This window comes from Shewanella sp. ISTPL2, from assembly GCF_013283205.1.
GTDB lineage: Bacteria > Pseudomonadota > Gammaproteobacteria > Enterobacterales > Shewanellaceae > Shewanella > Shewanella oncorhynchi.
The window spans coordinates 4,230,658-4,243,427 of record NZ_JAAPAV010000001.1 but is presented as its reverse complement, the minus strand read 5'-3'; the positions used below and the strand labels follow the sequence as shown (position 1 = coordinate 4,243,427).

The 12,770-nt window shown below is 48.9% G+C and carries 17 protein-coding genes; all 17 read right to left on the bottom strand.

Annotated features, from left to right (window positions below):
• Positions 1 to 59 precede the first annotated feature (59 nt).
• The gene (locus HUB64_RS18785) at positions 60 to 986 is read right to left on the bottom strand and encodes a Mu-like prophage major head subunit gpT family protein (RefSeq protein WP_173497606.1); all 927 of its coding nucleotides are present in this window, start codon (positions 984 to 986) and stop codon (positions 60 to 62) included.
• A 43-nt stretch (positions 987 to 1,029) separates the two neighbouring features.
• The gene (locus HUB64_RS18780; RefSeq protein WP_173497605.1) at positions 1,030 to 2,184 is read right to left on the bottom strand and encodes a phage protease; all 1,155 of its coding nucleotides are present in this window, start codon (positions 2,182 to 2,184) and stop codon (positions 1,030 to 1,032) included.
• An 81-nt stretch (positions 2,185 to 2,265) separates the two neighbouring features.
• Positions 2,266 to 2,619, bottom strand: a complete 354-nt coding sequence (locus HUB64_RS18775; RefSeq protein ID WP_173497604.1) for a hypothetical protein — start codon at positions 2,617 to 2,619, stop codon at positions 2,266 to 2,268.
• 59 nt (positions 2,620 to 2,678) lie between these two features.
• A complete protein-coding gene (locus HUB64_RS18770; protein ID WP_173497603.1) occupies positions 2,679 to 3,275 on the bottom strand; it encodes a hypothetical protein in 597 nt (198 codons plus the stop codon).
• Positions 3,276 to 3,463: 188 nt separating this feature from the next.
• A complete protein-coding gene (locus tag HUB64_RS18765) occupies positions 3,464 to 3,916 on the bottom strand; it encodes a phage virion morphogenesis protein (protein WP_173497602.1) in 453 nt (150 codons plus the stop codon).
• Positions 3,917 to 3,920: 4 nt separating this feature from the next.
• Positions 3,921 to 5,210 (bottom strand): phage minor head protein, encoded by a 1,290-nt coding sequence (locus tag HUB64_RS18760; RefSeq protein WP_173497601.1) that lies wholly within the window; start codon positions 5,208 to 5,210, stop codon positions 3,921 to 3,923.
• Positions 5,203 to 6,807: a DUF935 domain-containing protein gene (locus HUB64_RS18755; RefSeq protein WP_173497600.1), complete on the bottom strand. Its 1,605-nt coding sequence runs from the start codon at positions 6,805 to 6,807 to the stop codon at positions 5,203 to 5,205. The genes HUB64_RS18760 and HUB64_RS18755 overlap by 8 nt, the downstream gene beginning before the upstream one ends.
• Positions 6,807 to 8,447: a hypothetical protein gene (locus tag HUB64_RS18750; protein WP_173497599.1), complete on the bottom strand. Its 1,641-nt coding sequence runs from the start codon at positions 8,445 to 8,447 to the stop codon at positions 6,807 to 6,809. The genes HUB64_RS18755 and HUB64_RS18750 overlap by 1 nt, the downstream gene beginning before the upstream one ends.
• Before the next feature lie 144 nt (positions 8,448 to 8,591).
• Positions 8,592 to 9,161 (bottom strand): DUF3486 family protein, encoded by a 570-nt coding sequence (locus tag HUB64_RS18745; RefSeq protein WP_173497598.1) that lies wholly within the window; start codon positions 9,159 to 9,161, stop codon positions 8,592 to 8,594.
• Positions 9,151 to 9,405 (bottom strand): hypothetical protein, encoded by a 255-nt coding sequence (locus tag HUB64_RS18740; RefSeq protein WP_173497597.1) that lies wholly within the window; start codon positions 9,403 to 9,405, stop codon positions 9,151 to 9,153. The genes HUB64_RS18745 and HUB64_RS18740 overlap by 11 nt, the downstream gene beginning before the upstream one ends.
• Positions 9,406 to 9,407: 2 nt before the next feature.
• Positions 9,408 to 9,704, bottom strand: a complete 297-nt coding sequence (locus tag HUB64_RS18735; RefSeq protein ID WP_173497596.1) for an ArsR family transcriptional regulator — start codon at positions 9,702 to 9,704, stop codon at positions 9,408 to 9,410.
• On the bottom strand, positions 9,704 to 10,039 hold the full coding sequence (locus tag HUB64_RS18730; RefSeq protein ID WP_173497595.1) for a DUF2730 domain-containing protein: 336 nt from the start codon (positions 10,037 to 10,039) through the stop codon (positions 9,704 to 9,706). The genes HUB64_RS18735 and HUB64_RS18730 overlap by 1 nt, the downstream gene beginning before the upstream one ends.
• Positions 10,036 to 10,260, bottom strand: coding sequence for a hypothetical protein (locus tag HUB64_RS18725; RefSeq protein WP_173497594.1), 225 nt, complete (start codon positions 10,258 to 10,260; stop codon positions 10,036 to 10,038). The genes HUB64_RS18730 and HUB64_RS18725 overlap by 4 nt, the downstream gene beginning before the upstream one ends.
• 84 nt (positions 10,261 to 10,344) lie before the next feature.
• Positions 10,345 to 10,914 carry a hypothetical protein gene (locus HUB64_RS18720; protein WP_173497593.1) on the bottom strand — a complete coding sequence of 190 codons (570 nt, stop codon included), beginning with the start codon at positions 10,912 to 10,914 and terminating at the stop codon, positions 10,345 to 10,347.
• The gene (locus HUB64_RS18715) at positions 10,892 to 11,476 is read right to left on the bottom strand and encodes a lysozyme (protein ID WP_173497592.1); all 585 of its coding nucleotides are present in this window, start codon (positions 11,474 to 11,476) and stop codon (positions 10,892 to 10,894) included. The genes HUB64_RS18720 and HUB64_RS18715 overlap by 23 nt, the downstream gene beginning before the upstream one ends.
• Complete coding sequence (locus tag HUB64_RS18710; RefSeq protein WP_173497591.1) at positions 11,466 to 11,777, bottom strand: hypothetical protein; 312 nt, start codon at positions 11,775 to 11,777, stop codon at positions 11,466 to 11,468. Before HUB64_RS18710 ends, HUB64_RS18715 begins: the two co-directional genes overlap by 11 nt.
• 78 nt (positions 11,778 to 11,855) lie before the next feature.
• On the bottom strand, positions 11,856 to 12,731 hold the full coding sequence (locus HUB64_RS18705) for a DNA adenine methylase (protein ID WP_173497590.1): 876 nt from the start codon (positions 12,729 to 12,731) through the stop codon (positions 11,856 to 11,858).
• Positions 12,732 to 12,770: the final 39 nt, after the last annotated feature.

Here is a 12,770-nt window from a genome sequence, read left to right as displayed (position 1 = left end):
TCACTCAATGTTGGGGTGCAGGCGCATCCTTGTGCCTGCGATTCGCTGTTCAGAACGGGTTATTTTTTGATGCGCGGGCTGACCAACACCTCAATCATGTCTTGCAGTTCGTTAGAGACTGTCGTGCCACCTTCGGCGATGTTTTCACGGTTTTTCAGCTGTAGTGCTTTACGCTTATTACCATTGCCCACCACCAGTAAGGTGCCATTCAGTTCCATAGGCTCACCACCATCAAAGGTGAATTTGCCCATCATCTCCATCGCCGCCCACACGTTTTCAAGTGTCAGATCAGCTTTCACCCCGACAGCCATTTGCCAAAAACCAAAGCCCGCGTTACAGCGCAAATCCGCACCGAAACTGAAGTTGTTACTGACATAAACGCTTTCATCGTTGGGATTAAATTTGGTGATGAGCGACAACTTACGACGCTCTTGGTAAATAAGCGGCTTAAGCACTTGCGATACATCAAGCAGATACCAAGGCTCGCCCGTATAAGCGGGATCGATGATGACGTTAGGCACAGAGCTATCAGCACCACTGCCATCATGTGTCGCGTTGACGGGATGGTCGGTGTCAAAATAGTTTTGGCCGTCATAACAAAGCGTTGTCCAACCCGCATTGAGTAGGTCGAACACTTGCTTATCAGGGAACTTCACGCCTTTTTCACCCATCATCTTGACCATAGGGTCATAGACGCCGAGGTTGTCATCCTCAATATCATCACGCTTGACGACAACCGAGGCTTCAAAGGTTTTGTTCTCTATGCTGTAGCTGTGCTCTTGTAGGTTTTTAAACTGACGATCGCCCACCCATTCTTTAAACTCTGGCATTTGCCCAAGCCAGCCATAGGTGTTGGACTTGCTCGTCGAAGGAACGACAGTGGCAATCTGGTTATATTGAGTTTCTACACCACTAATGGCGCCCTGAAACTTAATGCTAAATGAAGTGCGTAACGCATTTAATGTGGCGGAATTGACAATACCCATTGGGATGACTCCTTAGAAAAGTGAATAAATAAACAGTTGACCGTTAGACTGAAGCCTTTTTCGCGGCTGCCATCTGCTCAAGACTCAAGCCCATTTGCGCCGCCACACTCTTATCTTCTGCGGTCAATGCAGCCAGTTGCGGGTCTTTCTTTTCTGGCTTATCAACCGTGGTGGTTTGCTTGGCCGTTAATGCGGCAATAGCCACACGCTCACCCAAGTTGGCAGTCAGCGCTGCCATGGATTGCTTACCTAGATCGATAAGATATTGGCGCTCACACTCGAAGGCCTTACCCTCATCAATCGCCGCCTTAACCGTTTGTTCAACGGTAAGCACGCCGTTTTCAGCGGTGAGTGCCACCAGTTGCGTGCGCAGTGCAGCGACCGTGGCCGCTGGAACGTACTGGCTTAGGTCAATTGATGGTGACTTGGCGCTTAACGCAGCCACTTCTTGCTTAAGGCCATCGACACTGCCCGCCGCTTTAACCAGATCGTCAATGCGCTTTAACGCATCGTTAAGCTGTGCTTCGGTTGGCTCGCTACCTTCGGCAATCTCAATACCTAGGGCGGCTAAGAGTTTTAGTATTAGTGGGTTCACATGGAGTCCCTCCGATGGGGTGGATTGAAGATCGTTTGCATTGAGAGTGGCCAGTGCGGCCAGCGATGCTAATGGCAACATGCCATCGACACCAGGGCGGTTAGTTAACGCTGCTGAATGGATAAATTGCGGGCGGCCTGTGGCCTTGTCGTATCCAAAAACCAAAGAGAAATAGCGATACTCTTTGGCGTTTAGGTGGGCGATAGCGTTATCAGTAAAGCGCGGCTTAATAAATAAACCAACACCTTGTCGATACTGCACATCATCGATATTGAACCAGCCAGAAGCAGGAGCGGGCTGGCCGTTTTGTTCTTTGTTGAGGGTTTGGTGTTCATAGTCGATAACGAGATCACCAGCTTGGTGAGGGGTATTTGCCTTAAGCGCAGCAAAGGCAACCTCATCCATTAACCATCTGCCACCAGGCACATCTTCGGGGCGACCATCTACGGCGTTAAAGTGGCCATCAGGCAATGCCTGGATATAACCATCTTCACCGAGTTGAAAACCCGCGCAGGTACTTGGTAAAACCGTGAGCGCACTGCTTAATGCAGCAACGCCGAGGTTAATAAAGTGGCTTTGGTTAGTGGATTTAGCTTTTGACACAATGGCACTCTCAATAACATTGAGTGCCCATCATGATCGAGTGGGACTAACTAGCGGATTGGAAAGGTTTCGGGATTAATATTAACTTTTTAAACTTACTTTACGTTTCTTAGAAACCTGATATTGAAGAGTCTCATTAGATATAATTTGAGGTTTACTTAACCTGCTTTGCTGTTCAAATTTTTGAATTTCAAGTTTTTCAAGACGTCTAGCCCACCATTTATCATCACTCAACATCCTTATTGCCTTAAGCCTTAAATTATTTGCGTTTGGAGAGTTTGCGGTAAGAGAACACTGTGGTGGCTCAACATCTTGAACTGTGCAATATTTCAAAGCTGATAAAAGCCCATCTATCTCTATCAATTTCCTACAATGATTTGCATGAACTCCTGCAAATGAGACAGCGTGTTCAATATTTAATTCTAGTTTTGACATTTCAGACCACCTGACGTTCAAAGATTAAACCATTTTTAAGCATACTGACTTTTACGCATCTATTTCAGGAATGGCGATTCAGTTTGCTTACCTGTTCGTCTTTTAGTTTCGATATTCTTAATAAGTTCTGTTAGAGATAAAGTCGGATTGAACTCGTGCTGTTTATACTCTGGCATAGCTAATTTGCTCAATTTTCTGAGTCGATTAGCTAGTTCCATAGCCTCTAGAGCTAAAATTGCATATTGATAATGCATTTCCTCAAAACCAAGATCATGGTCTGGTGGACAAGAATAATTGCCAAAAGCACCAGAAATCAAATAGTTGGCATAATTAATTTTTGAAGGGAAGCTAAAAATATCCAGAATAAGCTTTTCAGGTAAAACCCGCCAATTAACATCTATTGACAATGGTTCAAAGTCAGGCCATTTGATCACTGGGGAATACTCCCCATTACTGCTGAGACTTCCATTATCAGCTATGACCTCTAATGAGTCAGAGCTAAAACGATCTAGTTTATTAATGACTAACACACTCAAATAAAAAATTTCAGTGTTTTTTTTGGCACGATTTTGAATCCAATCTTTTATAAGGTTCAATGTGAAACCTAAGATCACACCCAAAACAACGCCAATAATTCCCCAATTGTACCCTTCCACCATGATTCCCTAACTAGAGTTATAACTTTAGCTACTCTAACCCAGTTTAAAACCCGTTTAAATCCTTGTTAAAGCGTTTAAGTGGTTTTTAGATAAGCCGTTATACCAAGTTGAAGGCTTAGGCGCTTAAATCGTGTCTGAGGGCGTTAGCAGACAAATCCATTCAACCCTCTTTTTACAACACATTCTTACAGCAAATAGCTTCCCAAGAACCCTAGCATAGACTGCTCATCCTCACGGCTTACGCCGAAGTATGGTCGTGCCGGAATACCCGCTGGGCCTGCGGACATATCGTCGATGCCACCAAATTGGTGAATAGCGGCATAGATTTTATTGCTACCAATCGATGCCCAAAAGTCACCGCTGTCGGCAGTCACGCTGGCGGTTAACCCGCCAGCACTGGCCTGTAAGATTTTACCGCCCTGGCGTTTAGGGTTGGCCTTAAGATAGGCATCACTTAAGGATTTCCAGGCTTGGCCTGTAGTGGGATCGGCCTCTGCTTCAAACGCACCTTCTGTGGATGACTCTAGAATAGCGGCAATATCGTTCATGGGTTCGGTTAAATCATCAAGCCTTTCCATCAAGCTAGTTAGCACCAGTATGACAGTGTCATTGCTAAGATTGATATCAATCTTGCTCATATCCCTACCCTCTTAACTTGCCTTCAATCACTTGGTATTGGGCTTGCTGTAATTGTGCCAGCGATAACGTCAGCAGCTGCACTTCGCCCTCATTAGGCTGGCGCGTTAGCTGCCATTCGATATTGATGATCACTTTGCCATCGCTCTCATCCGCAGCAGGATAGACATACAGCAATTGTTGATTTTCGCTATCCCATATTACTGTCTCAGGTGTTGTCAACATCAAAGGTAATCGCTTTACCACACTAGATTGAAGCCCGCTTTTTGCTGTCAGCTCACGCGCCCTTATCGCAAGTAAGGCGCTGGGCTCTCGCCCTAAACGCGCTGTCACTGCGGCTTGAATAGAGGGCGTCATAAAACCTAGAGCCTGTACGCCTAAGCCTGGTCGTCGTTTCTGCCCTGGATTGGCGGCAAGGACTTCATCCGTCCATTGGGCAAACTGGGCGTGGCGCAGTGGGCTATTATTGAGTGCTTGAATAAACTGCGCGCGGGTATCGAGGGATTGAATAGTGCCAAGCTTTTTAGCGACGGCCACGTCGGTACCAAAGGCGGCTTCGCCTGGACTATAGGCCCAGCCTAAATCGGGGCTCATGCTGCTGCCATCGGGCAGGTCGATACGCGCATGGGGCACGGTTAACACTTCACCCGTTCCCCGTGCGACTGTCTCAGTGTCAAAGCGATGGATATAGCCTTCGCCATTTTCCACAGTGATCCCCATCGCCTTAACCTGCGCTTCAGTTAACGCCCGAACGCGGCAACGACAGCCCCAACCATTGGGGGGATAGATGATGTCCCATATTGGATCGTCAAAGCGGAACACTTTACCCCTAAGCCGCGCATGGGCTGGCCGTGTTTGGCCGTCATCTATCGCCACATACTGCCAATAGGGATGGGTTTTGCTGCGCGATAACATGCGCCGATAGCGCCCAGCCATGTAGGCGGTTTGCAGGTTTTGACGATAGATGGTGTTTAACCGATACGGGCTACCCAGCTGTACCTCGCGGCCATCGACTTCCTTTTTACCCCACCATCCGAGCTTTTCGAGTTGAGGTTTAAGGTTGGCCTGAAACTGCTTAGCAGTTAACCCTTGGCTTAGGGCTGCATCCACTTCATTACGGATCGCCGTGAGCACATCCATCTGTGCCGCCTTGGCCACCGTAAACGCACGGGCGTGGGCGCGGGTCCACACGTCTTGCCAATCGTCACTGATAGCAAAGCCTTTGGCACGAAAATAAGCCACCGCATCGGCGGGGGCTTGGTTAATGGCAATGCTTAAATCAACGGTTTTAGGCATTGGCAATACCCCACAACTCAGCCACAAACATTAACCGCGCTAAGGTTTCGGTAAGCTGCTCGGTATCCATGGCGGGATAGTCCTTTTCCAGTTGCGCCCGCAGCTGCTCCGGCTCGCTCTGCAGTTGTGCCAGTAATGGCTCTACCATCGCCATATAGGCTTCGCTCATTTGCCCTTGAGTGAGTGCATCCAAGGCTTTATCTAAGGCGGTTTGGCTCGGTTCACTCAACGGGTTAGCCGCCCCCTCTGTCGCAGAGAGTGCGGCCAATGCCGTCTGCTGATTGTCATTACCGCCTGCAGCGCTGGCATTAGGGTCTTCTTGTTGGATCACCAGCACGGCTTCGCCATTAGCGGGCTTAGGGATACGGGTCTTTTCATGCAGCCAGTTTTGTGGGATCTGCATGCCCATGCTGACGAACGCCCGCAGCGGATACGCTAAGGCGCGTAAATCTTCGGCCTCTGTGGTATCAAAGACTAAACGAGGATGACGACGATGGCTTTGATAACTCTTGCAGTTAAGCGCATATAAAGGGGCCACTAAGTCGCGGGTTAAGGTTTCGGCAATCAGGCTAAGGTCTGCATCGCGCAGCTCTTGGCGTACTTCGTTATGCACGTTACCGAGCGCATTGGTTGAGCTTTTACCATCTGCTTGGCTGGTCAAGGTGCCGCCTAAAATCACCTTGCTCATGGTCTTTTCAGCCCAGCTAATCATCAAATCAAAGGGATCGGCTTGACCTGTGGCGGCACTCTCAAAATCCATCACCATGCCCTTTGGCATAATGCCACCCGCGTTATGGCCAATGCTCATCACAGCATTTAACAGGGCGCGCTTTTCCTCATCGCTGGCACCCGCAGGATACTGACCAATACGCAGCGGCAAACCGTAGATCTCCAGAAACTCGGCTAAGTCGCGCACACTGTAGTTTTTAAAAATGAACGGCCAGATTAACTGACGCACTAAACCACTGCGGCTAACATAGCCCGACTTGGCTGGATGAATATGTTTGATCCAACCAAAGGGCCACAGGTCAGCGCCATTGACCGTGGCATCACGCAGGCGCAGTTCGTTGCGCCGCTCAGGGTGAGTCATAAACCAAGACGGATCGCGATACTCTGGCACTTCAATAAACCATTCCCCTAGTTCTCGCGTCCAGGCTAACTCGTGCATGCTAAAGCCCTTGAGAATGGCATCACTCATTGACTTAATGAGCGTCTTTATCCAGTTACCTTCTTCGAGCATTTCTTGCAGATATTCAGTGTCGGCCTTTTCCTGTGGCGTCGGGTTACGGGGCGGTATTAAATAGTAATCCACGCCGATCAGCGCCCGTTTGCGCTTGTCTAACTCGGCATATAGGTGGCCGTCTTTCTCTTCGATATCTTCGGCTAGTTCACATTGAGCAATGAGATCACCTTGCTCGGCGGCCTGCAAAATATTGGCCGCACTGGCGGGCGTTAACCCGCTACTCGGGTGCTGGCTAAAGGTACGTTGCAAACCAATTAAACGTACATCGTCGGTCTGCAGTGCTTTGGCTTCACGCTGCTTAAACGGCCGACCACTGGCGTCCAAAATACGTGATTCAGTTGTTTTTTCTTGCATTACCAGCAACCTCGCTGCGTTTGATGATCATCATCCTCATGGGCACTTGCATGGGCATTCGGATTACGGTGATCACTCCTAGGAATGGGGGTGAACTCTATGGGGGCACCGTCTAAGGTGGAGGCGTATACCATCAAGAACAGGCTGATTGCGGCATCACCGTGGCGTTCTTTTTCTTGGCCTGTGCGTACATCGCCAAGGCATGGCGTACCTCGACGGTTAATGCTTAAGGCCCGCAGATCAGTACTGGTGTCGTCGTCCCTTGGAATAGTGATAAGCCCATCTTCAAAGTGACTTTTAAAACGTGGCATTTGCTCGCGGTAAAAGGACTCAGACAGCATCACGCAGGCGATCACTTCACTGCCGTATTTATCCTGGGCGTATTCCGCTAACGCTTGGCCGTTACCGCGCGCATCCATCGCGCCGCCCCTCAGCCGTGGCAAGCGGTCCACAATGTAAAACAGGATCTGCTCTTGTTGGCGAAAGGGAATGTTTTTAAGCTCAACCTGTAACTTAGTTTTAATGTGCAAGTCTTGGGCGATTTCACCCACGTCAATCACGGTTAAGTCACCACTACGGGCAAAGTCTTCACCAAAGCAATGGGGGCGCGCAGGGTCTAAGCTATCGAGAACCGGCTTTAGTTCATCCTCACACCATTTAAAGATCTCCGCCGCCCGTAAACCCTCTGGCCATTGTCCAAAAGCATCGTCTTTTTTAAGGCGAACAACGGGGCCGCTATCTGTCACGCTGGCCATGCGGGCTTCGATTAACGCGCGGTTAAGATAGGCACCACCGCCCGACTTTGGCACGCAGAAGTATTCTTCTAACGCATCCTCTTCTGTGGCTGTGGCTTTGAGTAATTTTGCTTTCCAGTCATCCTCGGCCGCTTGGCTCCATTCGATGCCGCGCACTTGGCAAATACGCTTATACAGCCCCTCGTGACAAGCATCATCTAAGGTGACACGGTGAATGGAGTAATCTTTTTTACCCGCACGGGAATCATTAATCAGCTCATTGAACTGGTTATCAATGCCATTATGGGTGGAGATCAAGCGTACCTTCGCGCCCCACATGGTCAGCGCCAATGCCGCTTTTAGTACTTCGGCCAAGCGTTCGTGGAACGCGGCCTCATCAATGGTCACATTGCCTTGCATACCGCGTAGGTTCGAGGGATTACTCGATAGCGCCTGCACCTTAAAACCTGAGGCAAAGTAAATGGCAAAGGTCAGGATCTCTTTACCGTCTTGGCCTTCATCGACAAAGACTTCTTCTTGGATTTCACCTGCGGCCTTATCAAATACTTTGGCCCACATGGCCGCAGCGTCAATAAATTCCCGTGCCATCTCCTTGTTACTGCCCACATAAAAATGGTTAGTACCGCCTTGGCCACGGGCAGCGCCTGCAGTTAAAGAAGCATCGGCAGCTTCGGCCCAAGTGAGTCCAGTTCGGCGCGACTTTTCGGCAATTTTCAGCGGTGACTCGTCGGCTATCCAGCGTTTCTGATAACCGAGCAGCACCTCTTTAGGATCAAAGCGACTTAGGCAACTTGCCTCATACGTGGGATCAAAGCTGCTTGCCGTTGGCGTGATGGCTAGCGCTACCGCAGTCGCGGCTGCTAACACCTTTTTTTTAATGGTCATCAGGCAATTCCCAATATTCTTTTCTGATCCTGGGTAATTCAGATTTGATACCGTCCATCAATCCAAGCACTGCTGTGGAACACGGCACAGTGATTAGTATCCAGTGGCATAAGTAATGAATAGTGGCAATAGTGGTTACGCTCATCATGCAATCCCCAAGATTTCACGTTTAAGCAAAGCAACGGCATCACTGGTTAAGCCAGCGGTTTTCGCCACCTTCTCGGCAGCATTAGCCGCTTCGGCCGCGAACGCAGTGCGGATCTCTTTCTCGCGCTTATGGCTGGCCATGGCAGCAGACTCCAAACGCTGCACCGCTAACATGGCATCTTTAATCATGCCAACGTCGGCACCTTCCCCCGTTTCATCTTGGTTTAATAGGGCTTTAAACAGCTGCGAACGCGCCATTTCGAGGATGAGTTTAGTGACTTCACCTGTGGGTTTATCGCCCAGCTCTGCCGTCCACACTTGGGTGATCTCACGCATTTCGCGCAGGGATTCACCCACAGCCTCCATCTTGGTGGCATAGCGGTTAATGCCTGCGCGGGAAAGCTGCTGTTCTTCTGGTAGCCCTGCGGCTTTAATCAGCGCATTGATTTCATCGAGCAAATCAATCTGCTGAATCGAGCCATTACGCAGCCCCGCATCGAGCTTTTTGCGGATAGGATCAGGCAGTAAATCCACCTTAGATCGTCGGCCTCGGGTTTCACTCGCCATCGTCTAACCCCTCCCATTCTCGCAGCCACTGCGCACGAACTAAGTGGACTTGCTTCTGTAGTTCGGCTTCTGCCGCAAACACCTTGGGAACTGCCTTTTTAAGGCGCTGGTCTAGCGCTTTGATGTGCGGCTTAACGTGCTCGTTTTTAGCAAGCACGTTCTTTTCGAGTTCACGGATCACAAACAAATCCGCCACTAAGCGGATGCCTGCAAGCTCACCACGATTTAGGATTGCTCTTGCCATGGCTACTCTCCCGCCCGTGGACGTTTAACCCCTGGCACAACCGCGCGGCCTGTCGCCACATCTTGGCCGCGACCTGTTAGCGTTGCCGTGGTCACTTTGCCCACTAACTCGGTTTTAATCAGCCCTTGCTCGTTAAGCCAAGCGAGCTGCACCAGCAAGGCATCGCGGCTAATCTCGAGGCCGTAGGCATTTAAACCATCTTGTAAGATGGACTCATTGAGTGCGAAGGCTCCCGCCTCGGTCAGTAATCGAAGCACCACAAGGCGTTGGTGCTCATTGATAATTTGCTGCATCGCCATTAATGGCCTCCTTTAAGTTCGTTTTCGAGTAGCATGTCGGTCTTGGTTTCTAAGCGCCTAATGCCTTGTTCCATTGCGCCAAAGCGCTCACCTAAACCTGTGAGGGTTTTATCGAGTGCATGCAGTTCGTCACGGGTCGGCATGTAATCCAATTGCATTTCAGTTTCGCTTAGGCGCTTGTCGATTTCAGCCACCTTTTGGATCACCTTTTCATGCTCAATCCGTGGGGTAAATCGCGTGCTAAACCACGCCATCAGCAGTGCACAGAAAACGCTAATGACGCTGCCAATGAAGCCCCAATATTTACCGAAATATTCAAATAGCGATTCGATCATAAACGCTTCCCATAGCGCATCTTCTGGCGCTTATCTTCATCCTGTTGGCAACTAATACAGCGCAACTCGTTAAGCCGCTGTGGCTCATTTGGCTCTAAGCAATCAATACAGATGCCATTGCCTTGGCGGTGTTGTTTGTGCCTGGCGGCATCCCGAACTGCATCAACACAGGCAGCTCGCTCGCGGGTTTCCATATTGCTAGCCCAATCGGTTTCGTCCATGGGGTTCCTTATTTTGTGTGGTCAGTTTGATGACGTTGCCGCCAATCGTGCAGGGCTTGCCAGTCGAGGTTGCATTGCCCAAGGTCAGTGAGTAGCGAGAGCATTAGCCCCGCTGACTTTGGGTTGGATAGGCACTGTTCCTTCTGGGTTTGCAGGCACTGCAATACCTGTGGCGATACCTGAGTGACGTTGCACTCGCGCATCAGTGCTTCGGGCGGCAACACATACGCTGTCTTGTAAGTGGGCACGTAACGCACAGCGGGCGGCGTTGTCGTACACGCGCACAACATTGTTAGGCACGCTAGCCACACGCCATGCTTGTGTTTGTTCATCCTGGGCGTCCTCAAGTAGCTGGGTCAGTTGGTGGTTAAGGTCTTGATTACGGGTAGCTAACGCGGCCTTTTGCTGTTCGACGGTTTGCACCTGCAGGGCGAGGGTTTCGCCTTCGTCTTTTAGGGCAATGCGTTCAACGTTGGCGTCTTGTAGCCATACCGCTAGCGTGTCTGCACTCTGTTTTAGGGCAGCATTGTCAGTTAACGCTTGGGTGAGCTGGCTCTTAGTGCTCTGCTGTTGGTGGTACATCAGCCCAATGGTGACTAATGCCAGTGACAAAAATAGCCACTGCACAGTGCTAATGATTTGTGAGGGATTCATTGCGCCCCCCCTTTGATTGCGAGAGGCCCAGTTCGCTTAAGCAAATGGCTTGCTCTTCGGCGCGGCGTTTAATCAGCCCATTCAGACGCACCTTGACACCTAGGCGGGTGCCATAGGTCCAACCATTGCAGATGCGTTCACCCGTTTGAGGATTGGTGGAACAGGCCTGCGTTAGCTCCTTGCAGGCACCCACACGATCCCCTACAAGCAGCTTTTTACGCAGGGTTGAGCTGGCAAAATTGCCATAGCCCGCCCAATGCATAAACGACAGATAGGCCGCATGCTCGCCATCAGTAAGTGCTACAGGGGCCGTGAGTTGCAGCAACTGCTTGTCAGCGCGAGCGATATCCTTGGCAAAAATCTCCATGCATTGCTGCTCGGTAAAGGTTTGCCCAAGCTTTAAGTCTTTGCTCGTATGGCCACGACAGGCGGTCAGTACACCCACTGCATCGACATAGACGCTCAGGCTATTGCCTTCCCATTTATCGGTAAGCTGTGCGCCCGTGATGGCCGCCGAACTTAAGCCTACGGCCAGTAAAATCGCCTTGAGTTTACTGTTCATTTGGCACCGCCATAGCTTGTGCCTTATGTTGCTCACGCGCTTTTAAAACATGGAGGTGAGTGACGGCATGCCAGCCTTGTTCAAAGTAGCTTTGACGAGTGAGACTGTGGCTATACACGGGTACGGTGGCGGGCACATCGCCTGCTAACTCCGCCTTGATGCGGGCATTAAAACCGTCCTTAGCGCACTGACGATAGACTCGGCTTTGAATGCGTTTGGGCTGCGCATTTGCAATCGGCATACTGTTAACGCCGCTGCGACTCTGGCATTTACGAGAAGTATTGTGGGTGACAAAGGCCATAAAAAAACCGAGACAGTGAACATAGGTTCATTGTCTCGGCTTAAGGGTTTGGAGCGGATTGGAAAGGTTTCGGGATTATTAAGCAGCTTGCTCTAACATACTGCTTTTCTTACCGATTACCAGATCAGGTATTTTGATGCTATCTGAAAAAATCATTACTTCGCCACCAACTTTTTTATCCTGGGCAGTATACTGTAGTGAATATTCCATAATTCTAAATTCGTTATAAATCTGTTTAATCTCATCTGCATTATCGTAAGATACTAGCCAATTTTTTGCTTTTGAATTACTTATAGTTTCTTTTACTAGTACATGATCATCATGACTATAAAAGTTTCTATATAAACCTTGCCCCTTAACATAATAAGGAGGGTCAAGATATAGTAATGAATCAGTCAAGAGCTCTTGTGGTAGTTTCTTCAACAATTTTACTGTATCGTCGTTGTGTATAAAAATCCTGCTACGATAGTTTGCAATAGATTGAATTCTATCAATTAAATCAGATTTATTAAAACGTGCGTCTATCTTCCAGTTACCTGTCTGCTCCTTACCCCCAATCACTCCAGCTTTCAATATTCCAGAACGATTTGTTCTATTTAAAAAAAATGCTGCAAAACCTAACTCTAATTTTGAATGATTCTCTGAATTAGCAAGTATCAATTTCTGAGTATTCCATATATCCATATTTACTGGACAATCTGAAATTAATTTACATAACTCATCGGTGTTGTTGATAACTGAATGCCAAAATCCATATATAGCAGGATCAATATCATTGATATGAATAGTTCGCACATATTCCTGCATCAATAACTCTAGTGCAACTGCAGCACCTCCAGCATAAGGTTCAATATAACTCTTATCATGAAGAGAATTTTCTTTAATAACTTCTTTAAGATAATAAGCTAACTTACCTTTTCCACCAGGGTATCTCAGTGGAGTATAAAACCGCATAAAAACCTCATACTCGAATTTGAGTTAGTCATTGCTTCA